Raw genomic sequence first — 25786 nt, 5'->3', positions numbered from 1 at the left:
TCGACATGGATAAAAATATCTCTATTTCTTTTTATTTTGCCATATTCTTTATTAAACTCAAGCCATTTCCTTATTCTCTCCACTCTGATGAACCATGGCGTAAACCATTAGAGGATGACAATATAGGGTCCGATATGAAGGTCGCGAAAGGGGCGTTGAATGCAAACGGCGCGTAGGTTATTCCGTGCCGTTCTCGACAGGTTGCGCTTCTTCCTGTTCGTCGCGGGCTTCGGTGTCGACAAAATATTCCCGGAAACGCCAGATGGAGAACCGCACCTGCGTTTTACTGTCCGGTTTGGGCCAGGGGTTGTCGAGTTCAAACAGGACCAATCCCGGCCCTGACACTCTGGTAACCGGGTTCCGGCCGGATCCGATTTCCTTGACGGTATACACGTTTCCCTTGCGGGGCACCTCCCGGGCATAGTCCCAGACCTGGACCGGGAAGTCATCGTTGATGCAAATGACCAGTGAACCGGGAACGATCATGTGGGCCCTCCCCTGTTGATCCGTTGAAAAAACGATTTTATTTTGGTTTTTATAATAGCATATTTCCGTGACAGATCCGGTCACAGTTGCGAAATATTTTTTTATGGAATATGGAATATAGCAATTTTATCTGGATGCCGGCTCGGGGGCCGGCATGACGAGGTGTGAAGGATGCCGGCATGATTTATGGGCGACCGGCGGGTCGCCGTTACAGGAGAGAACAGGATGGAATTTCTGACTGATCCGCATATGTGGCTGGCGCTGGTTACCCTGACGGCGCTTGAAATCGTTCTGGGCATCGACAACATCATCTTTATCGCCATTCTGGCCGGCCGTCTGCCGGAAAACCAGCAGGCCGCGGGCCGCCGGGCCGGGCTGGGCATGGCCCTGATCACGCGGATCCTGCTGCTCTTTTCCCTGACGCTGATCATGCGGCTGACCGCGCCCCTGTTCACGGTACTGGGCAACGACATCTCCGGCCGGGACATCATCCTGCTGGGCGGCGGGCTGTTCCTGCTGGCCAAAAGCACCGTGGAAATTCATGCCCACATCGAGGGCGATGAGGAGGACAACGGCCCGGGCGGCAAAATGGACGCCCACCCGTCCTTCTTTTCCGTGGTCTCGCAGATCATGGTGCTGGACATCGTCTTTTCCCTGGACTCGGTCATCACCGCCATCGGCCTGGCCGAGCAGATCGGCGTCATGGTGGCGGCCATCGTCATCGCGGTGGGGTTCATGATGTTTCTGGCCGGAAGCGTCAGCGCCTTTATCGAAAGACATCCCACGGTCAAAATGCTGGCCCTGTCCTTCCTGCTGCTGGTCGGCATGGCGCTCATCGGCGACGGACTGGACCTGCACATTCCCAGGGGATACATCTATTTTGCCATGGGCTTCTCGATTTTTGTGGAAATGCTCAACCTGAAAGTCCGCGCCCGGGAGAAATCCGCCAACCGGTAAGATAAGCGCTCCCCTCTTCCGTGTTTTTCCCGGATGGAGCAAGACACATACCACATCAGGCGAACCGACCGGTTTCAACCGGTTTTGACGGATTTTGCCGGTCTGTTTTTTTGACTTTCCGCCTGCGTTTCAGCAGGATAATCAAAAATGATGCGGCACGCGGGCGACCGCGGGTCGCCTTTTGGAGGGCTGAAGCCCTCCGCTACATGGCTGTGCCGTATAAGTTTGTTTTGCTAAGGCCGTTAACCACGTAATTGGGGGGATCATGATGCGCAACAAACCGGGAATCCGCGGCATTGTCCGCTGGCTTCGTCTGTCCGTTATTATGGTTTCAGGGATCGCCGTCATGGCGGGCCTTTACGGGTGCGATGACTCGGATCACGACGGCAACGGCACGCGGGAACCGGCCGTGCCGGAGTTGCGGGCGATCAGCGCCGAACAGGCCGTTGAACTGGCCGCCTATCTGCGCCGGGTCCGGGTCCAGGGCGGCACCGGAGAGGTGCCTTCCCGGCAGCTGGTTGAAGCGGACGCGGCCGACGAAACCGGCGGAGAAACCCCCATCGCCTGGGCCATGATCAATATTTCCTGCGAAGAACGGGCGCTGGTTCTGCAATACGCCGCCGCTTCGTCCTCTTTCCCTCTGCCGGAGGAGCCCTTTGTCATGCGCGAACAGGACATAACCGCCGAATCAGTGCAGGCCCTGGCCGACAACCCGGGAATCGACACGGCCACCATCAATATCGCCGGCCCGCTGATCATGGAGGCGGCGTTCACCGATCCGGACGGATCGGAACTGCCCGGAGAACCCGCCATATTTTACTGGCCCTATCACAAAGGCACTGTCGTCAACGTCGAAGGGACGCTGAAGGTCATCGATCTTTCCACGGGGGACGAGCCCCTGGATATCGACCAGTGGGCCCACTGCCTGGTCGATGAATCGGTGGATTGCCATCACATGGACGAGGACGAGTTCATCACCATGAAAGGATACTGGAACAGCATGATGGGCGCGGCTTATTTACCCCAGGATCCGCCCGAGCGGATCTGCGGGTACACCATCACCCCCATGTTCACCTTCCGCTGGGATCAGACGCCGATGGACCTGGTGGAACAATTACAGTGGACGCCCGACGCCATGGTCACCCAGACGGAAGGGTTCCGGTCCCTGATGGCCATGGATTACGGCGTGACCGTCGATGAGGAGGACGCGCCCGGTTTCACCTGCGCCTATACCCCCCATGACACGGACTGGCTGTGCCAGTACCGGGACCCGCCCTATTGCGGCCAGTAGGGGCAAGGAACGGGCATTAATCGAGGGCTTCCAGGATGCGGCGGCAGGCCTGGGCCGTGCCGCCCTGGCGCTGGCTGATAAAAGCGGCGGCCTGGTCCCGGATGGTTTGCCGGGACGGCGGGGCTTCCAGGAGAACGACCAGTTCGGCTGCCGCCGCCTGCCAGTCCGGCGTTTTGCGCACCAGGCCGGCGGAAAACAGTTCCTCGCCCACCCAGGTAAAATTGTCCCAGTACGGCCCGATCACCGGCACCACCCCGTGGACCAGGGGCTCCAGGAAGTTCTGCCCGCCCAGGGGCGCCAGGCTGCCGCCCACGAACACGGCCGCGGCTTCGGCATAGGCGGCGTTCAACTCACCGAAGGTATCCCAGAGTACGACCGTGTCCGGCCCGGCCGGGCCGGCGGAAAGCGCGGAGCGAAGGACCCATTTTATTCCGGCTTTGGCAAGCAGCTGCCGCCAGGCATCGAGGCGGTGCATGTGCCGGGGGAAAAGGCCCACGACCAGGCCCGGCAAAAGGCCGGTGATCAGCCGGATCATGTCCAGGACCAGGGGCTCCTCTTCCTGGCGGATGGAGCCGAAAACCAGAAATCGCGAATCCTTCGGCAGGAGGTTCCGGATCGCGAGGGCGCTTTGCGATTCCGGGCCCTCCACGCGGACGCCGTCAAACTTCATGCTGGGCATGGTCTCGACCCGGTCGGGCCCGAACAGGGCCGCGAACCGTCCGGCATCGTCCGGGGACATGGCCAGCACCTTGTCCGGGGCCAGTGCCTTGCAGAATCCGGGCAGGAGCCGGTACCGTTTCAGGCTCCGGTCCGTCATGCGGCCGTTGACGATCATGGTTTTGCGGTTGTACCGCTTAAGCGCGTAGAGCAGGCCCGGCCACAGTTCGCTTTCCAGCAGCACCATGACCCGGGGCTGAATGTGGCGCACGGCCGCGTCCATCACCGACGGCCGGTCAAAGGGGCAGAACATCAGCGCGATGGAAAGTCGCGACGCCTGAGCGGATTGATCGGCAGCGGCTTTCGCCAGGATTTCCAGGCCCTGGCGGGTGTTGGTACTGACCAGGACGCGCAGGTCCCGGTCCGGCGGCAGGCCTTTGATCAGGGAAACAGCCAGGTAGGCTTCACCGGCCGAGGCCGCCTGGATCCAGATGTCGGCCGGCCCCGGCGGCCGCTGGACAAAGGCCCGGGCCGGGTAACCGTCCTTGAGCCGCGGCTCGATTTTGAGCAGGGGCATGGCCAGGCGCCAGCCGGCCTCGTACAAACGGAAAGCAATATTCAGGGTGCCGCTCTTCAATATAGTATTCTCCGGAAATATCGTGTCAATTCAGCAGCGAAAATATGCTCAGGTACAGGCCGACCAGGAAGGCGGCCACCAGGCCGGTCGTGAACAGTTTGAAGTTGTTGCCAGACCGGATAGTTGCGGCCGCGTGATCGTCATCGCCCCGGCCGGTTGCCTGTTTTTCGCCGCCAAACCAGGTCCAATGCCACAGCCATGAAACGCCGAAAAAGCCGAATAGCATAATGAAAAATATAATGATTTTAATTATTACCGGCATATTCCCTCAATCCTGCGACATGGTCTGGATCAAGCGTCCGCATACAGGCCGCGTGTGTTTTTGTTTATACCGTTTTCCGGTTTAGGTGTAAAGAACGGGGTTCCAGGGGGCGGTCATTTGCCCTGTAGGGGCGACCGGCCGGTCGCCCCTACGTACCGGGGTGCAAGCGAAGCCTTCCGCTACATTCAGGCCGAATATTATTTCACAAAAAACATTAATGTAGTATTTGTAACTTGTTGTAAATTTGATAAAATTAATACAAAAAATCCCCACACGCCCTGCCCGGCGGCCATCCCGCATGAATTGACAACCGGCCGGAATTTTGTTATGCCATACAGGCTTTAACAATTAGGAGTCACCATGCCGCCACGGGTTCTTTTGAGTTCCGTGTTCAAGCCCTTTGCCGTGGACAATATGTACGGCCGCGTGGACTCGAAAATCGAACTGTATCACAACCAGATCACCAAATATCAGGGCGTGTTTTCCATGCGGTCCTTCATGGACTCGTACGGCCTTCATGTCATTGCCAGCAATATTGACGTGCCGGCCACGGTCCTGGATTTCCCCACCCTGCCCCGCTTCATCCGGGAAGTCAAAAAAGGCTATGATATCATCGGCATCAGCGGCATCATGCCCAACTTCCAGAAAATAAAGAAGATGGCGGAAACGGTCCGGGATATCTCGCCCCGTTCCACCCTGGTCATCGGCGGGTTCTGCGCGGGATTGCCCGATATTAATAAAATGATGGATGTAGACCATGTCTGCGTGGGCGAAGGCATCGGCTTCATGCGCCGGCTGCTGGGGCTACCGGAAGCGTTCGTTTACAAAAATCCCGATGTCGTCAGCCAGATGCGGGAGGTCCTGGGGGTCCCCCTGTGGCGTGCCTACACACCGCATATCGTGGTCGGCCTGGGCTGTTCCTATGGCTGCGATTTCTGCTCCCCGAGCCATTTCTTCGGCCGGCGTCATATCAAATTTTTCACCAGCGGCAAGACCCTGTATGATGAAATGGTACGGGTCAAGCGGCGCTTCAAAACCGATATCGTCAGTTTCATCGGGGACGACAATTTCCTCCTCGACCGGCAGCGGGCCGAGGAACTGCGGGAATGCGTCATCGCCGGCAAGGAAACGTTCAACATCTTTCTGTTCGGCAGCGCCGACCAGGTGGCGGCCTTTGGTCCGGAACGGCTGGCGGAGATGGGCACGTCCATGATCTGGATCGGCCGGGAGGGAAAATTCTCCGGGTATGCCAAAAACCGGGGAATCGACATGAAATCACTGATTGCCGAATTGCGGTCGGTGGGCATCAAGACCATTCTCTCGTCCATTCTCCTGCTGGAAGAACATGATAAAAAGACCATCGGGGAGGACATTGACGAGCACCTGGCCTGCAACCCGGTCTTCAGCCAGTTCGCCCATTATTCACCGGTGCCGGGCACGCCGCTTTACGACCGGCTGGAAAAGGAAGGCCGGATCCTTCACCAGATTCCCCTGGAGGAATGGCACGCCTTCCGCCAGCCCTGGTTTGTGCATCCGTCCTTTACCCTGGTCGAGGCGGAGAAGGTCCAGAACCGGGCCTATACCCGGGATTTTTTCGAACTGGGCCCCTCCACCCTCCGCTTCATCGCGGTGGAACTGGAAGGCTGGCGGAACCTCAGGGACTCGGACAAGCCGCATTTACGCCAGCGGGCCCGGGCCGTTGCCGCCGGGGCGTGGAAACTGCAGTCCATCGCCCTGGCCATCCGGCACCTGGCGCCGACGGACCATATCCGCGACCTGGCCGATGAGGTGCTGGCCGGTATGGCCCGGGATTTCGGACCGCCCCGGCTGCCGCAGCAGGGCATTGCCGCCGGGCTTTACCTGTCCGGCCGGGCCAGGCAATGGCGCACCGCTTTCTTCGGAGACGCGCTTCAGCCGCCGACCCGGATGGTGAAATACAATCAATGAGCCGGAGCATCCCTTGAAGCCAGTTCTGACAAAGTTCGGCATCTGCCTCGCGCTTGTGATCATGACCGGTTGCGTCTACTGGCAGATCCGCCATCACGGCACGGTCAATACCGACGACTTTCACATCACCACCAACAAGTTCGTCGATAACGCATACTCGTATCAGGGCCTGCTGGAGGGGATGAGCACCCTGGTGGCCGGGATCTGGATGCCCCTGGTCTATCTGTCGGCCGGCGCGCAAATGGAGTTCTTCGGCCGTGATTTCGGCCTCTATCACCTGGTGGCGGCCGGCATCCATGCCGCCAACGCCGTCATCCTGTTCCTGCTGCTGTTCCAGATGACCGGGGCCTTGTGGAAAAGCGCCCTGGCCGCGGCGCTGTTCGCGGTCCATCCCTTAAACGTCGAACCCGTGGCCTGGCTGGCCTGCCTCAGGGTGATCCAAAGCGGTTTCTGCTGCCTGCTGACCCTCTATTTTTATGCCCTGTATGCCGCCCGCCGCTCCAGCTTTTATTACACCCTGTCCCTGTTCTGGTACGCGGCCAGCCTCTTTTCCGTGCCCATGTTTCCGGCCGTGCCGTTTCTGCTGCTGCTGCTGGATTTCTGGCCCCTGGGGCGGCTGGGGGGAAAAGAAAAAATCGGGCGCGCCGTCTGGGAAAAATTTCCTTTCTTCGGCATCATGGCTATTCTGCTGGCCATCGTCATGTTTTCACACAACCTGTCAACGTCTCCCGGTATCGACCCCTATCCTCTGCCTGAACGCATTTTAAATGTCTTTTATGCCTATGTCGGTTTTATCCAGCAGACCCTGATTCCGTTCAACATCGCCGTGTACTATCCGTTCCCGGACAGCTTCCCTTTCTGGAAAACCGGCGGCGCCGTCCTGGCGCTTTTCATCATTACGGCGATCTCTTTGCGCCGGGTTCGCCGTTATCCTTTTCTGATCATCGGCTGGCTGTGGTTTGCCGGCATGATGTTCCCGCTTTCCGGGATCGCCCAGATCGGCACCCAGTCCCGATCCGACCATTACGCCTACATTCCCCTCATCGGACTGCTGATTTTCATCGTCTGGGGAGCGGCGGCCGTGGTCGAAAAGCGGCGCCTTCCCGGAAAACCGGTCGCCGTCGCCTCCGTCATCGTCATTGTCCTGCTGGCCTTTGTTTCCTGGCGTCAGGCCGGGTACTGGAAAGACTCCGAGACCCTCATGCGTCACGCCCTCAAGGTCACCCGGAACAATTTCGAAGCGCACAATTACCTGGCCCAGGCCCTGGCCGATCAGGGCGACCTGGACGCGGCCGTCGATCATTTTAAAAAGGCCCTGGCCATCAAACCGGACCATTTGAAATCCCACATCAATCTGGCCAATGTCTATATCAGCACCGGGCAGGCGGACAGGGCCATCTACCATTTGAACCGGGCCCTGGAAAAGGACCCCACCGACGCCCGCCTTTACAACAACCTCGGCGCGCTTTATGAAAAGACCGGGGATGCCCGGGCGGCCCTGGTAAACTACCGGAAGGCGGTTGCCCTCAACCCCGGATACGCGCCGGCTTATGACAACCTGGCCGTGGTGGAAGCCAATACCGGGGACCTGGCCGGCGCCGTCGGCCATTTCCAGCAGGCCCTGGCCATCAATCCCCGGTCCGCCGGAACGCACTTCCGGCTGGCGGTGACCCTGGTTCAGGCCGGTCGGGAAGAAGAAGCGAAACAGCATCTGCTCACGGCCATTACCCTGGACCCGGCTAACCCGCAGTTCCGGGAACTGCTGAACCTGTTCAGGCAAGGTCGGCCTGCCGCCTTAACCGGAACGGAGAACTGACGACATGACGCTGAGCCGTTTCCGCCCCATCCGGCGGGTGATGCTGATTTTCCCGCCCATGTATGACGTCAAGGTGCTGGACACCATGGTCTGCCCGCCCATGGGCATCGCCTCCCTGGCGGCCTTTATCCGGGACAGGGTCGAGGTGCGGCTGCTGGATTGCGTGGCCGAAGCCTGGACACAGAAGGAGGCCGTCACCCCTGAAGTCGAACGGGTGGGACTGACCGACGACCAGATCATCGAAAGGATCCGCGCCTGGCAGCCGGACCTGGTCGGCCTGTCGTGCGTCTTTTCCAACCAGATCGGCTGCGTGGCCCGGCTCAGCCGCCGCATTAAAAACGATATCGGCCGGGAGGTACTGGTGGTCACGGGCGGCACCCACCCCTCTTTTCTTCCGGAAAAAACCCTGGCCGACACGGATGTGGACATAGTGGTTCTGGGAGAAGGAGAGCTGGGCTTACGCGACATTATCGAGTCGCGCGACAGCGGAGGAAACCTGGCGGCAATCGACGGCATCGCCTACCGGGACGGGGATCGGATCGTCGTCCATCCGCGGACCACCTGGATCGAGGACCTGGATACCCTGCCCTTTCCGGCCCGGGACCTGCTGCCCCTGGAAAAATATTTTCAGGCCCGGATGCCCATGGCCTATCACTGGCGCAAAACCAGAAACGTGCCGATTATTTCCAGCCGGGGATGCCCCAACCGTTGCGCCTTCTGCTCTTCCTGGCGGCACTGGGGAGGGCGCTTCCGCAAGCGCTCGGCCGAGAACGTGCTGGCGGAGATCAAACATTTAAAAGAAGCCTACGGCATCCAGGAATTGAAATGGCAGGACGATAACCTGACGGCGGATAAAAAACGGGCCGTGGAAATATTTTCAAAGATGGTGGAGCGCGGGCTGGCCATGCCGTGGAACACGCCCAACGGAATCGCCATCTGGACCCTGGACGAAGACCTGATCCGGCTGATGAAGCAGAGCGGATGCTATGAGATTTCCCTGGCGGTGGAATCGGGCGACCCGGAAACCTTCGAGCGGTTTGTGGGCAAACCGTTCGCCCTGGACAAAGCCAGGGAGGTGGCCCGGCTGGCCAGAAAGCACCGCATCGCCACGGTCGGCTATTTCATTCTCGGGTTTCCGGGCGAGCCCTTCGCCCAGATCGAACGCTCCATGAAGTTCGCCCTGGACCTGAAGATCGACTATCTGTCTCCCTTCATTTACATTCCCATCCCCGGTTCCCGGCTGTGGGACGAATGCCTGGCCGGCGGGTTGATTTCCGAACACTACGCCTTTGAAGAATCCAACAACTTCTTTGAGCGTAATTTCAATTCGGAGATGTTCGAGATCGAAAAGCTCTACCGGCTTCAGGCCCGGTCGTATATCACCAACCTGATCAAGCTGCCCTTTCGAAATCCCCGGGAGTTCGTGGCCTGGTACGGCCGCCGGCTGCTGACCCATCCGGAATTCTTCCGGGATTTCTTTACCCGCCTGTGGCGTTTCCGGATCATGAAGAAGCTGGGCCGGAAGTCCGTCTGAGAAAAGTTCCCGGCACTGAACGTCGGTAAGATCAATTGACGATCCGGCCTTCGGCGTAACGGATGATCCGGGAAATCTTCTTTACCGACGGATGGGTCAGAACCCCTGTAATGACCGGGGCCACGCGATCGAGAACGTTCTTCCTGACCCGGGTGCCCATCCAGGGGTGAAGGGAGTTCTTGACGCCCGCCCGGAAAATCAGGTTGAGCATGACCATCAGGATATGCGGCGGGAACAGCGTGCGCCGGAAGATGCTGGGCAGGTCGTAGACACTTTTGTAAACCGCCGCGTACATGGCATCGATTTCCGCGGCCCGCATCCGGGGCGTGTCCATGACGGCATGGGTGCCGTCGTAGAAATGCCACTCGTCTTTGAGCCGGATGCCCCTGGCCCGGCACTTGTCGTACAGGGGGGACCCGGGCACCGGCGTCAGGATGTACAGCAGCAGCAGGGAAACGCGGGTGCGGTTGCAGAACCGGATAATGTCCCGGGCCGTGCGGGAATCGTCGTGGTCAAACCCGATAATCATGCTGATCCAGGGTTCGATATGGTTCCGTTTCAGGTTCCGGATGGCCTCTTCGGCCGGGAACTTCAGGTTGAGGCTTTTACCGGATGACCGCAGGTTGTCGGGGTCGACGGATTCAATGCCGAGATACAGAAACAGGCAGCCGGCATCGGAGGCGGCCCTGACCAGTTCCGGATCATTGGCCGCCGACAGGTTGAATTGTCCGCCCCACAGTTTTTTCAGCGGTTTCATCCGCGCAAACAGTTCCAGGACGTAGTCCCTGTCGGCCGGCAGATTGTCATCGACGATAAAGATAAAATCGCCGGCCTGCCGCATGTCATTGATTACATCGGCCACCGGCCTCTGGCGGTGCCTGCCGCCATGGAAAGCGGCCACCGAGCAGAAATCACAATGATTGGGACAGCCCCGGGTGGCCTGGACGGGATAAAAAAAACAAAAGTAATTCTCTTTCTTGAGCAGGTCGTACCGGGGCGCGGGCAGATGGTTCAGGTCGATCCGGCCGCTGTTTTTATAAATTCCGGAAAGCCGGCCGGCAGCCAGATCGGACAGGATCTGATCGATCAGCCCTTCGGCTTCGCCCTGGACAACGGCATCGCAATGTTCCAGGGCTTCTTCCGGCAGGGCGGAGACATGGAATCCGCCCATGATGACCGGCACGCCCTTTTCCCGGAACCGGTCGGCGATCTGGTAGGCCCGGGGAGCGCGGGCGGTCATGGTGGTGATGCCGACCAGGTCCACCGGGTCTTCGTAGTCAAGGGGCTCCAGCCCCTCTTCAATGATACGGATGTCGTGCTCCGGCGGAAAAAGGGCCGCCAGATAGGGAAGCGTGAGACCGGGGAGCATCTCCTTGTTGAGTTTCACCAGATGCCCGCCGGCATCGGGATGCCCGGGATTGATCAGTTTGATTTTCATAGCCATCGCCTTCCGGTTGTTTTTCTACCACAAATCACAACAACCGTACAGGGGGTTGGTTGAAGGGCCGCCGGGGAGGAAAAGACTTGACAGCTGAACGGGTTCGATTATAGCGTATGACGTATTTTTCGGACCACGACCAACCACAGGGAACCGTTGCCAACCATGCGTTATCAACATGTTTTCATCGATGCTTTCGGATATGAACTGGCCCCAAACGTGGTCAGCTCGGTAGAGCTGGAAGAACGGCTGGCGCCGCTGTATAAACGCCTGAACCTGCGCCAGGGACAACTGCAGGCCCTGACCGGCATCCGGGAGCGCCGTTTCTGGGATCCGGGCGAACCCATGTATACCGGCGCCGTCAAGGCCGGAAAAAAGGCCCTGGCCAATTCCCAGGTTAAACCCGGCGATATCGGCATGGTGGTCTACTGCGGCGTCTGCCGGGACAACATGGAACCGGCCACGGCCTGCTCGGTGGCCCACGGGCTGGGCGTAAGCCCCGAAGCCCGGGTGTTCGATATTTCCAACGCCTGCCTGGGCGTGGCCAGCGCCATGATCGAAGTGGCCAACGCCATCGAGCTGGGCCAGATCCGGGCGGGCCTGGTGGTCTCGTGCGAATCGGCCCGCCAGATCGTGGACCTGACCATCGACCGCATGAACCGGGAATGCGACATGGAGTCGTTCAAGAAATGCATGGCGGTCCTGACCGGCGGGTCCGGGGCCGTGGCCGTCATCATGACCGGGGACAGTCTGCCGCCGGCGCCCTACCGCCGGCACCGCCTCCTGGGCGGGGTGGTGCGAAACGCGGTGGAACATCACCGGCTCTGCATCTGGGGGCCGGACACCGGCGTGCCGGCCAGCGCGCCCTATAAAATGGAAACCGACTCGGTGGGCGTGCTGAAAAACGGCGTCAAGCTGGGCCAGGAAACGTTTGCCGCCTTTAAAAAGGAACTGGGATTCCGGGACGACCAGCCGGACAAGGTCATCTGTCACCAGGTCGGCGAAGCCAACCAGCGGGGCATCCTCAAAGCCATCGGCGTCTCCCCGGAAAAAGATTTTCCCACCTATCAGTTTTTCGCCAACATGGGCACGGTCTCCCTGCCCGTCACCGCCGCCATTGCCGACGAGCGCGAATTTCTCAAACCCGGGGACCTGGTCGGTTTTCTGGGCATCGGCAGCGGCCTCAACTGTCTCATGCTGGGAGTGGAATGGTAATGACCGCTACCGTCGACATGTCCCCGTTCGCGCATCTTTATCCGTTTACGTCCCATTTTGCCGTGATCAACGGGCTGCGGTATCATTATATAGATGAAGGCGGCGGCGACCCGGTGCTGATGCTCCACGGCAACCCCACCTGGTCGTTTTACTACCGGGCGCTGATCAAAAAGCTGTCGCCGCGCTACCGGGTCATCTGCCCGGACCACATCGGCTGCGGCCTGTCCGACAAGCCGTCCGCCGGAAGCTACGGCTACCGCCTGGAAAACCGGGCCGACGACGTGGCCGAACTGATGTCACAGCTCGGCATCAGGGAAAACCTGACCCTGATCGTTCATGACTGGGGCGGGTTCATCGGCTGCCTGTACGCTCTCCGGCACCTGGAAACGGTCCGGCGGGTCGTTATCACCAACACCGCCGCTTTCCTGAAACCGGCCGGCAAGCCCCTGCCCCTGAGGCTCTGGCTGCTCCGCTACCTGACCCCCCTGGCCGTGCCGGCGGTGCTGGGCGGCAACCTTTTCTGCCGGGCGGCCCTGGTCATGGCCCCCCGGAAGCGGCTCGCCCCGGACGTGAAAAAGGGACTGATCGCCCCTTACAACAGCTGGGCCAACCGGATCGCCACCCTCAAGTTCGTCCAGGATATCGCCGTCAGCCCGGCCGATCCCAGTTATGCCGCGGGCCGGTTCCTGGAAGAGAACCTTCACCGGCTCAAGGGACGGCCCATGCTCATCTGCTGGGGGAAACACGATTTCGTTTTTGACGACACCTATTATAATGAATGGCGGCGGCGTTTTCCGGAAGCCGAATGCCACCTGTTTGAAAACGCCGGCCACTATCTGCTGGAAGACGAACCGGAAAACGTGCCGGCGGTGATCGACGCTTTTCTGAAGAAAACGGACCGATGATCAAATTCGACGCAGAGGACGACCTGACCCGGGCGGCGGCGGAAATTGACGGCCCGCCGATGGTAAACATCGCCACCCGCCTGAAGGAAATGGCGGCGGCTTATCCCTACAAAAAAGCCGTGATCGCGCCGGTGGGCAAAGACACCGGAGGCCGGATCACCTACGCCCATTTCACCTTCGCCCAGCTGGACGCCGATTCCAGCCGCATCGCCGGCGGCCTGGAAAGAGCGGGCATCGGCCGCGGTACCCGCACCATCCTCATGGTACGGCCGAGCCTCGACTTCTTTTCCCTGGTCTTCGGCCTGTTCAAAGCCGGCGTCGTGCCGGTGGTGGTGGACCCCGGCATGGGCGTGGACCGCATGCTGACCTGCTTTGCCGAATGCCGGCCCCAGGCGTTTATCGGCATCCCCCTGGCCCATGCGCTCCGGGTCATGAAACCCAAATTTTTCAAGACCGTCCGGGCCTGGGTCACCGTGGGCCGGCGCTGGTTCTGGGGCGGGCCGACATTGCGGCAGATCCGCCGGGCGGGGTCGGACGATTACACCGTGGCCAGAACCCGCCGGGACGAGACGGCCGCCATCCTGTTTACCACCGGCAGCACCGGACCGGCCAAGGGCGTTGTCTATACCCACGGCAATTTCGACGCCCAGATCCAGCAGATCCAGGACCATTTTCAGATCGGACCCGACGAGGTCGACCTGCCCACCTTCCCGCTGTTCGCGCTGTTTGATCCGGCCCTGGGCATGACCGCCGTCATCCCGGATATGGACCCGACCAAACCCGCTTTCGTCAACCCGGAAAAAATCATCGAAGCCATACTCAACCACGGGGTGACCAACATGTTCGCTTCCCCCGCCCTGCTCAACCGCGTGGGCGGGTTCTGCCGCCGGAAAAACATCCAGCTGCCGCCCCTGCGGCGGGTGGTCTCGGCCGGCGCGCCGGTCCATCCCGCCAACATTGAACAGTTCTCCCACGCCCTCCTGGAAGACGCCGAGATCCACACGCCCTACGGCGCTTCCGAAGCGGTCCCCATCATTTCCATGGGCAGCCGGGAGATTTTGTCCGAAACGCGAAAAATGACGGAACAGGGTTTCGGCAACTGCGTCGGCCGACCCCTGTCCAACGTCACCGTCCGGCTGATCCGGATCACGGACTTGCCTATTGAGGAATGGGACGACGGCCTGCTGGTGTCCCAGGGCGAACCCGGGGAAATCGTCGTCAAGGGAGACCATGTCACGGCCGCTTACTACAGCCGGCCCAAAGACACCGCCGCCGCCAAGATCCCTGACCGTGACGGGAGTTTCTGGCACCGCATGGGCGATCTGGCCTGGATGGATCAGCAGGGCCGCTTCTGGTTCATCGGCCGGAAAAATCACCGGGTCATCACGCCTCGCGGCGCCCTTTTCACCATCCCCTGCGAGGCTATCTTCAACAACCATCCGGACGTGGCACGGAGCGCCCTGGTCGGTCTCGGCAAACCCAAAAACCAGATCCCGGTGATCTGTATCGAAGTGGCCAAAGGAAAGAAAATCAACAAAAAACGATTGAAGGCCGAATTACTGGAACTGGCCGGAACCCACCCGCTGACCCGGGAAATCGAGTATATCCTGTTCCATAACGGTTTCCCCGTGGACATCCGGCACAACTCTAAAATCTTCAGAGAAAAACTGGCGGTCTGGGCCCAGAGGAAAATAAAAACGACATGACACCGACCAACCCGAAAAAAATCCTGGTGACAGGCGGCGGCGGTTTTCTGGGATCAGCCATTGTCAGACGGCTGGTCGTCAGAGGCGACCGGGTCACCACCCTGTCCCGAAGTTCATACGCCGGCCTGGAATCAATGGATGTCCGGCAGATCCGGGCCGATATCAGCGATGCCAACGCCGTTATTCTGGCCTGCCGGGGAATGGACATGGTCATCCATACCGCCGCCAAACCGGGCGTCTGGGGGTCATACGATGAATATTACCGCCCCAACGTCATGGGCACGGAAAATATCGTCGCCGCCTGCCGGCACCATCATATTCCGGTACTGATCCATACCAGCTCACCCAGCGTGGTGTTTACCGGCGGCGACATGGAAGGGGTGGATGAGACCGTTCCCTATCCGGAAACCTTTCCCACCCATTACACCAAAACCAAGGCCATGGCCGAAAAAATGGTGGTCTCCGCCGCGCGGCAGAAAGACATCACCGCCGTTGTCCTGCGGCCTCACCTGATCTGGGGTCCCGGTGATCCCCACCTGGTGCCGCGGGTGCTGGCCCGGGCAAAAAAACTGGTCAAGGTGGGCAACCGCAACAACCTGGTGGATACCATCTATATCGAGGACGCGGCCGCGGCCCACATCCTGGCCGCCGACCGGCTGGCCGCGAACCCGTCCCTGTCGGGGCGGATCTATTTCATCAGCCAGGACGAGCCGATTCCCATGTGGGACATGATCAATGGTATTTTAAAAGCCGGCGGCCTGCCGCCTATTACCCGGACCCTGCCGGCCGGGATGGTCTGGGGGATCGGCGCGGTACTGGAAGCTTCTTATAAAATGATGGGGATCAAACAAGAACCGCCCATGACCCGCTTCGTGGCCAGGGAGCTGGCCACGGCCCACTGGTTCAATATCTCAGCGGCCAAGCGGGATCTGGGCTATCAACCGCGCTACACCATCCAGCAGGGCCTGGATCAGCTGGCCCGCTGGCTTCGACCCTGAAGGGCATCTCTACCCTGGAGTTACTTTACCCGCAGTTTCTGACCCGGAACGATCACGTCTTCTGTCAGGTTATTCATCTTCTTTAACGCGGCCGGTTCCAGGTCATACTGGCGGCTGATGCTGTAAATCGTGTCGCTTTTCTGGACCAGATGATATCTGGCCCGGTCCGCGGCCGGGGCTTTCTTCCCGGTATCGGGCGCGGGCAAGGTAACGGTCCCGGTCGAATCCGCGGCAGGAGCAGTTCCGGTCGCCGGGGCATTACCCTGGGAATTCTCATGCAGTTTACTCATGCGAACCAGCAGCTCCGAATGCCGACGTTCGCTCTCCTCCATGAACCGTTCAAACTTTTTATTGCGCTCATTATATACGTCGTTGCTCAACTCCAGAGTGGCCACGCGCGTTTCGAGGCGTTTCAAACGGGCGGCCGTATCTTCCGAATTTTCGTCGGGCGGCGGCGACTGGCATCCGGCCGCCAGGAAAAATAATGAAACCATGAAAACACCGGACCATATTATTCTGCCATCAGTCGGAATGATTCTGTTTTTCCCCATTTGATCCTCCCTGCCTGCTGAAAAGGCCGTCAAACTTCTGGACAAATTCACATATTCTGGTAAGGTACTCCACGAGCGGGAATAGCGATATTACCACCATATGACGGGAACGCTTTGATGTCAAACAAAACAGGACGATACCATTTCCAAGGAGAGCGGTAAGATGCTGACGGAAAAACAACTGGATCGATACGCGGATGTGCTCCTGTGGGGCCTGTCCACTTCCCGGAAAAAACATTTTCAGAAAAACGATATTGTTGTCATCCGTTATAATCTTCAAGCCGTACGGCTGGCGGAAATTCTTTTTGAAAAGCTCCTGGCTTCCGGCAGAAACCCTATCCCCCGCAGTGTTCAGACAGCCAACATGGAGCAGCGCTTTTTCATTCTGTCCAACAACGATCAACTGATCTTCAAGGCTCCGGGAGAGCAGGAACTGATCCGCCATCTCAACGGGTCCATCGCCATTATCGCGCCCGAATCTCTGACGCATTTAAGCGGGGTCGATCCCCGGAAAATCGGAAAGGCGGCCACCGCCAGAAAGCCCCTGCGGGATATACTGGAAAAACGGGAAAACCGCGGCGACTTCAGCTGGACCCTGGGTATGTTCCCCACGGCCGCCCTGGCCGGACATGCCGGGATGTCACAGGCGGAATATGCCCGGCAGATCGTCCGGGCCTGTTTTCTGGACAAGGTATCGCCCGTGTCCCACTGGCAGGAGATTTTCAAAAAAGCGCAAGTCATCAAGAAATGGCTGAACAGCATGAAGATGAAATCCATCCGGATTGAGTCCAAACGGATGGATCTTCTGATCACGCCGGGAGAAAACAGAAAATGGGTCGGCATCTCCGGCCATAACATTCCCAGCTTTGAAATTTTTCTCTCGCCGGACTGGCGGGGAACCAGCGGTGTCTACTTTGCCGATATGCCGTCCTACCGCGACGGAAATCTGGTGAAAAACCTGAGAATCGAGTTTAAATCCGGCAAGGCGGTTACCATCACCGCCGAAAAAGGGGAGCACTTCGCCCGCAGGCTCCTGGCCACCGACCCCGGTGCCGGACGGCTGGGCGAATTTTCGCTGACCGACAGGCGTTTCTCCAAAATCGACCGCTTCATGGCCAATACCCTGTTTGATGAAAATTTCGGCGGAAGCCATGGAAACTGCCATGTCGCGCTGGGCTCGTCCTACGCGGATACGTACACGGGTAATCCGGCCGAACTGACATCCTCCCGGAAAAAGAAACTGGGATTTAATGAATCCGCCATTCACTGGGATGTCATCAATACGGAGAATAAATGCGTGACGGCTCTGTTGGATAACGGGCGGAAAAAAATCATTTACGAGAATGGCCTGTTTGCGGTATAGCCCTTGTCGGTTCCGTTACTGGCTGTCAGATTCCGGCACCGCCGCCTTGTAAATCAGCGCCTCTCCCGTAACGTGATACCCGCCCACGGACGCCGGGATGAGAACGGAATCCCCCTTTTTAATTACCGTCCGGTCTTCACCGCCCTGTTCGGCTATAACGGCTTCCCCCTCGACGCACAGCAAAATGGATACCCGTCCCTGGTGCGCGGGCAGGCATGGCTGACCGGATTTCACCCGGATTACCGACAGGACAAACTCCCTTGCCCCGGTTTCATAAATTCCTTCGCATCCTTTTTCGATCGGCGACACCAGCCGGGGTTTTGTCGCCGTGAAATCCAGCAGGCGCATCAGTTCATCCTTATCAATGTGTTTGGAGGTTAATCCTCCGCGCAGGACATTGTCGGAACTGGCCATCAATTCGATGCCCACGCCCTCCAGATAAGAATGCATGACTCCGGATGGAAGGAAAATCGCCTGCCCCGGCGCCAGTTTCAGAAGATTGAGAAAAACCGGCGCGAGGATCATGATATCATCCGGAAAATACCGGCTCAGCCGGAAGATCCAGTGACAGACCGGATCGACATCGCGCTTCGTCCCGGCATATGCCACTGCCCGTGAAATCAGAGGATGAACCCTATCCCCGGAAACGGCCAGAAGCCGCTGAAAAAAATTTTTCAGACCGTCAGTCTCGCCGGTATTGACAAGGCCGTTGAGCCATTGACCGTCAGGATCGGGGAATATGCGGGAAAAATCGGCCGAAATCTCTGACCAGGGTCGGAAGCCGCATAAAAGGGAAAAAGGAGTCAGGGCGCACAGGCATTCCGGTTTATGATTGGGATCGCGGTAATTCCGCCGGGGCGAATCCAGAGGAATACCGGCCTGGTTTTCCCGGGAAAAACCTTCTCTGGCCCGGGTACTGTCCGGATGGACCTGGATGGAGAGCGGTTCGGCCGCGGCCAGGACCTTGAACAGGAACGGCAGGGTATTTCCAAACGCTGCCGCCGTCGCGCTGCCCAGAATCATGTCAGGCTGCTGCCGAATGAACTGATCCAGCGGGACAGACAGTCCCCCGTCCATTACCCGGGACGGGGCTGAAGGATGAGCGCCCATCCACAATTCAGCGCAGGGAAGATTTTCAGAAGAAGAAAGGCGGAGCAACTCCGGAATGGCGGTACGGGAGCCCCAGGCATAATGCCGAATGACGTTCCGCAGCGGTAGAATCCGTCCCATAGGCGGCGTTCAGCGCTTTCCGGCTGGTTACTTGCCGTTCATGGCGTGCAGGGCATTTACCGCTTCCTGCTTTACTTTCAGGGACTTGTCTTCCAATGCCACTCGATGCAGCGCCTGGAAGACCTTATCGCTGCGAATTTTGTATTCAGACAGGGTTTTAACGGCGCCAAAACGGACGGCCTCGTCCGTGTCATCCAGGCAGGCGATGATCTTCGGCAGCCATGACTCCCGGTTTTCCGGTCTCACCTTCCGCAACGCCAGCACCGCCGCTTCCCGGGCGGTGGCTTTCTTATCACTCAGGGCTGTGTCCAGGGCCTGCATGGCGGCGTCCCCGTCAGGCTGGATCTTGCACAACGCAACCACGGCTTGCCGCCGGACGTCATAATCAATGTCCTTGAGGCTGGCATCCAGCAGCGCCGGCACGGCGGCAACCGCGGGAGGGCCGAAATTCCCCAGGGCCTCGGCCGCCGCCAGGCGCACGTCAAAGTCCGGATCGCCGTAAATAGTGCCCTTGTATGCCATCTGTTTGGAGTTAGAAGGGAGAACGGCGGCAAGGCCGTCACGGAAGACAATCAGTTCCGGATTGCCATTGAGAACCTGGATTAACGTCTCCTGGATTGCCTTGTCTTCCGGCGGGCCGATTTTCTCCATGGCTTTGACGACTTCCGTGCGGACCTGGAAATCTTTGCTGTTCATGAGCCGGATCAACGCCGGGGTGGCCGTCCGGGCATCAGGCCCGATATTGCCAATCGCCCTCACCGCGCCGCAACGTATCTCATCATAATGCGCATGCCGGTTTGATTGGTCCTCTATGACACGGACCAGCGCCGGTAGTCCGGGCATGGCATCCTTCCCGAGGTCGACAAACTGGTTAACGGCCTCCCGCTGGACCAGCCAGTCGGAGGATTCAAGACGTATGGTCTGCACCACCAAACGGATTTTCCGGTTTTCCTCGTTATCTTCGATATTCTCCCCTGTCAACGCCACGGCTTCCAGGGCATCGGCTACGGCCAGACGCACGTTGACGTCCTCTTCTTTACTGACTCCGGCCTTCATCAGGTCCGGCACCGCGTCCCTGGCGTCGACACCTATGGCGGTCAGGGCTTTCAGCGCTTCCAGGCGGATCTCGGGGTCCTGGTTTTCAAGGGCCTTGACCAGCGACGGCACGGAGGCAATCGTCAGCAGATCATCTTCGGAATCGATATCATAAGCAGTATACCATGGCTCCGACTGATGCCAGGGGAGATACGCACATGAAGCAAGCGCCAGCGGAACGGAAAGAAAAATGACGCCTGCCAGGATAGTACCCTTTATTCGTGCATTTTGAAGCCGCATGAAAAAACTCCTTCTTCAAATTTGGTAGCTGACCTGTCTTGTCCGCAAATCAATTCCCTCAAACAACCCCGCCTGTGATCAAATCAGAACCAACTACTCATCCAGCATTTTAACCAGGCGGAGGCCTAAAGTTTCATTCCTGTAATCGGGCGCTTCACGTCCCCGGAAGGCGCATCGGCAATACTTGGCGCTGGACATCCAGCTCCCCCCCCGGTAAACTTTATATTTTCCGCCTTTGGGTTCATCGGGTGAATCGACGGTTTTGTACATCGGAAACGTCTTGTGCTTGACAGCGTATTTTTCATAACCGTCCTGGCACCATTCATTGACGTTACCATGAAGATCATAAAGGCCCAGTTTGTTGGGAGGAAAACTCGCCACCGGCATGGTTATCTCGCGGAACACCCCTTTTTTGCAGCCGAGCAGCGGATAATTACCGTCATAATTGGCCTGATCGGTGGACAGGCAATCCCCGGTGGAAAAAAGATCAAAGGTCACGATTTTGATCCCCCTTTTGATGATCCTGGAAATATCCGACAGCCCGGCCACATCACCAAACGGACCCCGGGACGATCCCAGCCGGCAGACATATTCCCATTCAGCCTCGGTGGGCAGGCGATACTTCTGGGATCCTTCGGCGTCGTTGAGCCGCTTGACAAACTCCTGGGCGTCATTCCAGGAAACGTTCTCGACGGGATAATCGTCGCCGTGTTCCTTGAATTGAAAGATGGATGGATTTTCCGTCATCACCTGTTTCCATTGTCCCTGGGTGACTTCGGTTTTCTGCATGTAAAATCCGTTGGTGATTTCAACCCGGTGTTCCGTTTCATCGTCAAACCGGACGGCGGCATAAGAAGGGCTGCCCATGACAAAGGTTCCCGGAGGAATATACACAAAATCCATCCGGAACTCATTGGAGATCAGATCTTCCGGGGTTGTCTTAAAGACCGAACAGGCGGCAAGACACAATATTATCGCGAAAAATAATATCACACCTTTGATTTTCATCGGCTTCCTTTCATATTGATCGAATCGGCCCGACAGAAACTGCCGCTGGTCGATCCTGGCCTCTGGAACACAACAACTGAACAACGATCTGGCAGACAACCTCTCAACAATGGGTTGGCTTAAGAATAGAGAAGAAGGCATTTTGTTGCGTCAACCGACAAAATGCCTTCTTCCATGACAACAAAACGATGTCAGGCCTAATCCACCATCAGGCCCTGACGACATTCCTGGCGGCAGGTCCCCTGTCGGTATCCTCGATTTCAAACGAAACCCGGTCCCCCTCCGACAGCGTTTTAAATCCGGACATGCTGATTGCGGAATAATGAACAAAAACATCATTGCTTTCATCTACCGCAATAAACCCAAACCCTTTTTTTTCATTAAACCATTTTACGACCCCGTCTGCCAACTTAACCCTCCTTAATTACTTGCTTTTCCCAGTCCCACCGGAATTTTTTATTCTAACTTCCCGGCGCAACTGCCTTTCATACCGTTTATAACCGGAAAACCGCCGATAGCGGGGAAACCCCCTTTGAACTTCCGATATCGGCATACCGCATATCCGGATATAAAACAGCACCCCCTAACCGTCTTTTTTTTATACCACTTCAATTATAAAAAATCAACTTTTTTTAACAATTTGGAAAAGTTTTGCACGAAAGGCAATAGTGAAGCCGGCATCAGTGCTGATGAGGACGGTCACCGAACAGGTGGGCATGTTCGTGCTGATGGTGATGAACGTGAGGATCCAGAATGATTTTCCCCTGATCGAGGGTATAGATGGCGCGAGTTGTCGACAGCAGGAAATCAATGTTATGCGAAATGATGATATAGGACAGATCGATCTGCCGCAGGATATCCGGAATGATCTTGCGCGTCCGGATATCCAGTCCGGTCAGCGGTTCATCGAGCAGCAGCACCTCCGGCTTCATGGCCAGGACGGCGGCCAGGGAAACCAGCCGCTTTTCTCCGCCGGACAACTGGAAGGTGATTTTATCCTCGTAGCCGGTCAGGCCGAGAAATGCCAGGGTTTTTCTGGCGATTTCCATGGCTTCGGATTTAGGCTTTCCCATATTCATCGGGCCGAACGCCACATCCTCCAGCACCGTTGGGCAGAACAGCTGGTCGTCCGCGTCCTGGAACAGCAGCCCGATCCGTTGCCGGATACGGACAAAATCCTTTTCCCGGCGCGCCGGCTGGCCGAAAATTTTCACCTCTCCCTTATCCGGCCTGATCAACCCCATGATCATGAGAAAAAAAGTGGTTTTGCCGCTGCCGTTGGGCGCCAGCAGACCCACCCGGTCGCCGCTGAAAAAAGAAAAATCAAGCCCTCTGAAAACCGGGTCGGCGCCGGGATAGGAAAATTCGATACCCGATAATTCAATGACAGGCTGACGTTGATGGCTCATGCTATCTCCATTCCAGGTAACCGACACCGGCAATTACCGAAATCATTATCAAAAAAAACAAAAAAGCGGAACGGGAAGAAGGAAACTCCGCCAGGCTGTGAAAACGGCCGTTATAGCCACGGCAACGCATGGCAAAATAAACCCGCTCCGCCCTTTCCGTGGCCCGGACAAACAGCATGCCGACGATATACGCATAGGTCCGGTAGGAATGAATCGTCGTCCGCGGGACAAACCCCCTGATTTTAACGGCCCGGATAATCCGCTCATACTCCTGCTCGATGACAAAAATATAACGATAGGTCAGCACAAACAAGGCCACAAACCGGTCGGGCAGCCGCAACCGATGAAGGGCATGCCCCATGGTAACGAACGACATGGTCGACACAAGGGTCACCAGCAGCATCAGAATCACATTGCATTTAATCGTCAGGATCGCCGCCATGGTCACTCCCTGCCGGCTAATTTCAAGGCCGCTGACGCGCAGCAGCGGATCACCGCCCCAGGTCCAGGGCAGAAAAAGCCAGAGCAGAAGCACAAACCCGTTTACCGGAAGCAGTCGTCTGAAAAGGGAAACCGGATTGAGCCGTGCCAGTAAGACCAGAATCACGGCGGCGGCAAGAGAGGCCAGCAGCGCGGGAAAATGGAAACAGAGGGCCACGGTAAAAGAAAACAGCACCGCGACAATGAGACGGATCCGGGGATCGGTCCGATGAATCAGTGAATTTCCGGAGGCAAACGGTTCGCCGATCATTCCTTCCCCTTTACTTTTTTCCCCGGGCCTTCAGCCAGGCCAGCAGGCCGGTCAGACCAAAGATATAACCCAGGCCCGCCACCACATCATCCAGACCGACGGTCATTTCCTCGCGGATGGAGACCAGCATATCCATGATCGGGGAAAGTTTCCGGTCAATGGCTTCCTCTACTATCTTCCGGATATCCGCTTCATTGGCGATCGACGGCGTTTCCTGCCGGGCACTACCTTCTACCGCTTGTGGAGCGATGGATTCCGGCCGTGCCTCATCCGGCGGGCTGACGTCAACCGGCTCTTCCGGTATCACTCCCATGGCCTGCCCGACCTCCTCCCGGCTAAGCTCCCATGAAGCTTGATGCCCCATGCCGGCATGCAAAACGATTTTCAGCGCGGATGGAGACTGCAGGAGGGAAGTGAGGGGAAAAGAAAATTCACCCTGACGGTCTGTCTTGCCGCTCAGGATTTCCCGGCCGGTTTCATCCAGCACGGAGACACCGCCTTCCGAAACCCGGGCGCCGCCGGGGAATTTGCTTTGAGTAAAAACGGTGTCCCCTTCGATCCAGGCAAACAGGACCACCCGGTGGGCAAGAGCCTCAGCCGCCATGATCGAAAGCAGAGCGGCAACCATCAGGCCAAGGGCCGTTATCTTCCGCATCACTGGAAAAAATAAATAATTATTTTCAAATAGTTTATTCATAATTTTTCACATTCTTGTTTAAAAAACCATTCCCGGTGGGCGCGGATCAGAGCAGCAGAGCCGGCTTTACCTTTTTTAAAAAAGCAATGGCAAATCCCGTGACGATCCCTTCAAGAATAATTACCGGCACATGGGCAACAATGATCATGACCGCCAGTTCCTGAAAATTCTTTTCGGAAAAGACCAGGGCCGCCGCGGCCAGCAGCGCACTGATGACAATGGCCAGCATGCCGCAGGCAAACGCCGCCGCCACCTGCAGAAAAGCGCTTCGGTTCAGCCATCGGAAAACATAGCAGCAGGACACGGCCGGTATGGCCATGATCAGGGTATTGACGCCCAGGGTGGTAAGCCCGCCGAACTGAAACATGATGGCCTGAAGCAGCAGGGCGACAAAAATGGCCGGGAAAGCCGACCACCCCAGAATCACGCCGACCAGACCGTTTAAAATCAGGTGAACGCTGCTCGGGCCCAAAGGGATATGGATCAGAGAGGCCACGAAAAATGTCGCCGACAGGATGCCGGTTCGGGCCACTTTTTCAGGATCCATGGTTTTAATCCCCACGGCTGTCCCGGCCAGGGCGATCGCGCCGCTGCCTGCCAGCACCTGCCAGGAAAGAATACCTTCGGAAATATGCATGCTCATTACCCGGAAAACGGATTGTGGACAACGTCCTATCTGCGCCAGTCTAAAAATTCAACCCAGATGACGCCGCCCAGTTCAACGTCCTTTTTAACGCCGTCATGTTCGATCTGGTAGTCCGCCGGATTGAGCGCGGCAAATCCCCACCACCCTGCCACGGGCGCGGCATAAGTAAAAACGCCGTTGGGATCAGCCTTGATGGTCTGGGTAATCATGTAATCCGACGGGGCGGTCGCCTTCTTGTCCTTATTGTAGTATTCCACCTCGACTTCCGCGCCCGGCACCGGCTTGCCGTTCAGAAGGACCACGCCCTGAAAAACATTGCCGGCATATAACCCGAAAGGCTTAGACAGGGGAACGATTTCCGTCTTCAGGCCCGTTGGTTCGTCCCAGCCTTCATCATCACCGAACGCGGCCACCACGGTCTTGGTATAATGGGCAATAAAGCAATCTTCCGCCGGCTCCCAGTAGGGCTCCGGTTCCATGCAAAAGGCATATGCGCCGGGTTTTTTCACGGTATACGGCATCTGCCAGCCGGTCTGACCCATGACGCTGATTTTCTTCAACTGGGGTTTGAGATCCTCCTTTTTATTATCATTAAGGACCATGAATTGTCGGGGCGGCGCCAGTTCCATGCCTACGCCTTCAAACGGATGGGAAAAGGACACAGTGACCGTTACCGAACGGGGATCACCCTGCATTACCATGGAATCCGACGGGATCACCATGCCGAAATGAGCCGAAGCCGGTCCGGTCATGGCACAAAGCAGCAAGCCCATCGCGCATACAATCATTTTTTCAGCTTTCATTTTTTTCTCCTCTTGTCGCTACCGCGGCAAAAAAAAACCACGAGACTGTATCTTCAGATACAATTGCCTTCGTGGTCGGTTGTTATTACAGCCGGATGATACCGCTAACGCGACGGGCTTCTGCACGTCATTGCTTAATTTTAA

24 protein-coding genes are annotated in these 25786 nt (G+C 57.7%); 10 read left to right on the top strand and 14 right to left on the bottom strand.

Annotated elements, in window-relative coordinates:
• Positions 1–177: 177 nt before the first annotated feature.
• Entirely contained in the window at positions 178–486 is a 309-nt protein-coding gene (locus AB1724_15195) for a hypothetical protein (GenBank protein ID MEW6079156.1), read from the bottom strand.
• Between the two features lie 225 nt (positions 487–711).
• Here AB1724_15195 and AB1724_15190 point away from each other — a divergent pair, with 225 nt between their 5' ends.
• Together AB1724_15190 and AB1724_15185 are read left to right on the top strand one after the other, a co-directional pair.
• Positions 712–1443 carry a TerC family protein gene (locus AB1724_15190; GenBank protein MEW6079155.1) on the top strand — a complete coding sequence of 244 codons (732 nt, stop codon included), beginning with the start codon at positions 712–714 and terminating at the stop codon, positions 1441–1443.
• Between the two features lie 265 nt (positions 1444–1708).
• The gene (locus tag AB1724_15185; protein ID MEW6079154.1) at positions 1709–2734 is read left to right on the top strand and encodes a hypothetical protein; all 1026 of its coding nucleotides are present in this window, start codon (positions 1709–1711) and stop codon (positions 2732–2734) included.
• A 16-nt stretch (positions 2735–2750) separates the two neighbouring features.
• Here the strand turns inward: AB1724_15185 and AB1724_15180 are convergent, their stop codons facing one another.
• Positions 2751–4028 carry a glycosyltransferase N-terminal domain-containing protein gene (locus AB1724_15180; protein MEW6079153.1) on the bottom strand — a complete coding sequence of 426 codons (1278 nt, stop codon included), beginning with the start codon at positions 4026–4028 and terminating at the stop codon, positions 2751–2753.
• A gap of 25 nt (positions 4029–4053) precedes the next feature.
• Complete coding sequence (locus AB1724_15175) at positions 4054–4290, bottom strand: hypothetical protein (protein ID MEW6079152.1); 237 nt, start codon at positions 4288–4290, stop codon at positions 4054–4056.
• A gap of 360 nt (positions 4291–4650) precedes the next feature.
• Here AB1724_15175 and AB1724_15170 point away from each other — a divergent pair, with 360 nt between their 5' ends.
• From AB1724_15170 to AB1724_15160, 3 genes are read left to right on the top strand one after another with little or no spacing between them, the layout of a single operon-like run.
• Positions 4651–6237 (top strand): radical SAM protein, encoded by a 1587-nt coding sequence (locus tag AB1724_15170; GenBank protein MEW6079151.1) that lies wholly within the window; start codon positions 4651–4653, stop codon positions 6235–6237.
• Between the two features lie 13 nt (positions 6238–6250).
• A complete protein-coding gene (locus tag AB1724_15165; protein MEW6079150.1) occupies positions 6251–8053 on the top strand; it encodes a tetratricopeptide repeat protein in 1803 nt (600 codons plus the stop codon).
• A gap of 4 nt (positions 8054–8057) precedes the next feature.
• Positions 8058–9587, top strand: coding sequence for a radical SAM protein (locus AB1724_15160; protein ID MEW6079149.1), 1530 nt, complete (start codon positions 8058–8060; stop codon positions 9585–9587).
• Between the two features lie 31 nt (positions 9588–9618).
• Here AB1724_15160 and AB1724_15155 read toward each other — a convergent pair whose 3' ends face one another.
• Positions 9619–11025, bottom strand: coding sequence for a radical SAM protein (locus AB1724_15155; GenBank protein MEW6079148.1), 1407 nt, complete (start codon positions 11023–11025; stop codon positions 9619–9621).
• Between the two features lie 165 nt (positions 11026–11190).
• Between AB1724_15155 and AB1724_15150 the strand changes: the two genes are divergently transcribed.
• From AB1724_15150 to AB1724_15135, 4 genes are read left to right on the top strand one after another with little or no spacing between them, the layout of a single operon-like run.
• Positions 11191–12240 (top strand): 3-oxoacyl-ACP synthase III, encoded by a 1050-nt coding sequence (locus AB1724_15150; protein ID MEW6079147.1) that lies wholly within the window; start codon positions 11191–11193, stop codon positions 12238–12240.
• Entirely contained in the window at positions 12240–13145 is a 906-nt protein-coding gene (locus AB1724_15145; protein ID MEW6079146.1) for an alpha/beta fold hydrolase, read from the top strand. The genes AB1724_15150 and AB1724_15145 overlap by 1 nt, the downstream gene beginning before the upstream one ends.
• A 59-nt stretch (positions 13146–13204) precedes the next feature.
• Positions 13205–14851 (top strand): fatty acid CoA ligase family protein, encoded by a 1647-nt coding sequence (locus tag AB1724_15140; GenBank protein ID MEW6079145.1) that lies wholly within the window; start codon positions 13205–13207, stop codon positions 14849–14851.
• Complete coding sequence (locus AB1724_15135) at positions 14848–15849, top strand: NAD-dependent epimerase/dehydratase family protein (GenBank protein ID MEW6079144.1); 1002 nt, start codon at positions 14848–14850, stop codon at positions 15847–15849. Before AB1724_15140 ends, AB1724_15135 begins: the two co-directional genes overlap by 4 nt.
• A gap of 20 nt (positions 15850–15869) precedes the next feature.
• Here the strand turns inward: AB1724_15135 and AB1724_15130 are convergent, their stop codons facing one another.
• Positions 15870–16343: a LysM peptidoglycan-binding domain-containing protein gene (locus AB1724_15130; protein ID MEW6079143.1), complete on the bottom strand. Its 474-nt coding sequence runs from the start codon at positions 16341–16343 to the stop codon at positions 15870–15872.
• A 220-nt stretch (positions 16344–16563) separates the two neighbouring features.
• Between AB1724_15130 and AB1724_15125 the strand changes: the two genes are divergently transcribed.
• Positions 16564–17763 carry an aminopeptidase gene (locus tag AB1724_15125; GenBank protein MEW6079142.1) on the top strand — a complete coding sequence of 400 codons (1200 nt, stop codon included), beginning with the start codon at positions 16564–16566 and terminating at the stop codon, positions 17761–17763.
• 15 nt (positions 17764–17778) lie between these two features.
• Here the strand turns inward: AB1724_15125 and manA are convergent, their stop codons facing one another.
• The 9 genes from manA to AB1724_15080 all read right to left on the bottom strand — a co-directional run bounded on the left by manA (position 17779) and on the right by AB1724_15080 (position 25642).
• A complete protein-coding gene (manA, locus tag AB1724_15120; protein ID MEW6079141.1) occupies positions 17779–18993 on the bottom strand; it encodes a mannose-6-phosphate isomerase, class I in 1215 nt (404 codons plus the stop codon).
• A gap of 27 nt (positions 18994–19020) precedes the next feature.
• Positions 19021–20328 carry a HEAT repeat domain-containing protein gene (locus AB1724_15115; protein ID MEW6079140.1) on the bottom strand — a complete coding sequence of 436 codons (1308 nt, stop codon included), beginning with the start codon at positions 20326–20328 and terminating at the stop codon, positions 19021–19023.
• 93 nt (positions 20329–20421) lie between these two features.
• Entirely contained in the window at positions 20422–21336 is a 915-nt protein-coding gene (locus AB1724_15110) for a formylglycine-generating enzyme family protein (GenBank protein ID MEW6079139.1), read from the bottom strand.
• A 208-nt stretch (positions 21337–21544) separates the two neighbouring features.
• Positions 21545–21745: a cold-shock protein gene (locus AB1724_15105; protein MEW6079138.1), complete on the bottom strand. Its 201-nt coding sequence runs from the start codon at positions 21743–21745 to the stop codon at positions 21545–21547.
• Positions 21746–22016: 271 nt separating this feature from the next.
• Entirely contained in the window at positions 22017–22745 is a 729-nt protein-coding gene (locus tag AB1724_15100) for an energy-coupling factor ABC transporter ATP-binding protein (GenBank protein MEW6079137.1), read from the bottom strand.
• 1 nt (position 22746) lies between these two features.
• A complete protein-coding gene (cbiQ, locus tag AB1724_15095) occupies positions 22747–23496 on the bottom strand; it encodes a cobalt ECF transporter T component CbiQ (GenBank protein MEW6079136.1) in 750 nt (249 codons plus the stop codon).
• 10 nt (positions 23497–23506) lie between these two features.
• Positions 23507–24193 (bottom strand): hypothetical protein, encoded by a 687-nt coding sequence (locus AB1724_15090; GenBank protein ID MEW6079135.1) that lies wholly within the window; start codon positions 24191–24193, stop codon positions 23507–23509.
• A 46-nt stretch (positions 24194–24239) separates the two neighbouring features.
• Positions 24240–24830, bottom strand: a complete 591-nt coding sequence (gene cbiM, locus AB1724_15085) for a cobalt transporter CbiM (protein ID MEW6079134.1) — start codon at positions 24828–24830, stop codon at positions 24240–24242.
• A gap of 35 nt (positions 24831–24865) precedes the next feature.
• Positions 24866–25642 (bottom strand): DUF4198 domain-containing protein, encoded by a 777-nt coding sequence (locus AB1724_15080; GenBank protein ID MEW6079133.1) that lies wholly within the window; start codon positions 25640–25642, stop codon positions 24866–24868.
• Positions 25643–25786: the final 144 nt, after the last annotated feature.

It is taken from the genome of Thermodesulfobacteriota bacterium (assembly GCA_040753795.1).
Lineage (GTDB): Bacteria > Desulfobacterota > Desulfobacteria > Desulfobacterales > Desulfosudaceae > JBFMDX01.
This window is presented reverse-complemented; position numbering and strand designations above follow the sequence as displayed.

Coding starts and splice junctions, on each gene's coding strand:
- AB1724_15195 (MEW6079156.1), bottom strand. CDS start 486: ATGATCGTTCCCGGTTCACTGGTCATTTGCATCAACGATGACTTCCCG.
- AB1724_15190 (MEW6079155.1), top strand. CDS start 712: ATGGAATTTCTGACTGATCCGCATATGTGGCTGGCGCTGGTTACCCTG.
- AB1724_15185 (MEW6079154.1), top strand. CDS start 1,709: ATGATGCGCAACAAACCGGGAATCCGCGGCATTGTCCGCTGGCTTCGT.
- AB1724_15175 (MEW6079152.1), bottom strand. CDS start 4,290: ATGCCGGTAATAATTAAAATCATTATATTTTTCATTATGCTATTCGGC.
- AB1724_15170 (MEW6079151.1), top strand. CDS start 4,651: ATGCCGCCACGGGTTCTTTTGAGTTCCGTGTTCAAGCCCTTTGCCGTG.
- AB1724_15160 (MEW6079149.1), top strand. CDS start 8,058: ATGACGCTGAGCCGTTTCCGCCCCATCCGGCGGGTGATGCTGATTTTC.
- AB1724_15155 (MEW6079148.1), bottom strand. CDS start 11,025: ATGAAAATCAAACTGATCAATCCCGGGCATCCCGATGCCGGCGGGCAT.
- AB1724_15150 (MEW6079147.1), top strand. CDS start 11,191: ATGCGTTATCAACATGTTTTCATCGATGCTTTCGGATATGAACTGGCC.
- AB1724_15145 (MEW6079146.1), top strand. CDS start 12,240: ATGACCGCTACCGTCGACATGTCCCCGTTCGCGCATCTTTATCCGTTT.
- AB1724_15140 (MEW6079145.1), top strand. CDS start 13,205: ATGGTAAACATCGCCACCCGCCTGAAGGAAATGGCGGCGGCTTATCCC.
- AB1724_15135 (MEW6079144.1), top strand. CDS start 14,848: ATGACACCGACCAACCCGAAAAAAATCCTGGTGACAGGCGGCGGCGGT.
- AB1724_15130 (MEW6079143.1), bottom strand. CDS start 16,343: ATGGTTTCATTATTTTTCCTGGCGGCCGGATGCCAGTCGCCGCCGCCC.
- AB1724_15125 (MEW6079142.1), top strand. CDS start 16,564: ATGCTGACGGAAAAACAACTGGATCGATACGCGGATGTGCTCCTGTGG.
- manA (MEW6079141.1), bottom strand. CDS start 18,993: ATGGGACGGATTCTACCGCTGCGGAACGTCATTCGGCATTATGCCTGG.
- AB1724_15115 (MEW6079140.1), bottom strand. CDS start 20,328: ATGCGGCTTCAAAATGCACGAATAAAGGGTACTATCCTGGCAGGCGTC.
- AB1724_15110 (MEW6079139.1), bottom strand. CDS start 21,336: ATGAAAATCAAAGGTGTGATATTATTTTTCGCGATAATATTGTGTCTT.
- AB1724_15100 (MEW6079137.1), bottom strand. CDS start 22,745: ATGAGCCATCAACGTCAGCCTGTCATTGAATTATCGGGTATCGAATTT.
- cbiQ (MEW6079136.1), bottom strand. CDS start 23,496: ATGATCGGCGAACCGTTTGCCTCCGGAAATTCACTGATTCATCGGACC.
- AB1724_15090 (MEW6079135.1), bottom strand. CDS start 24,193: ATGAATAAACTATTTGAAAATAATTATTTATTTTTTCCAGTGATGCGG.
- cbiM (MEW6079134.1), bottom strand. CDS start 24,830: ATGCATATTTCCGAAGGTATTCTTTCCTGGCAGGTGCTGGCAGGCAGC.
- AB1724_15080 (MEW6079133.1), bottom strand. CDS start 25,642: ATGAAAGCTGAAAAAATGATTGTATGCGCGATGGGCTTGCTGCTTTGT.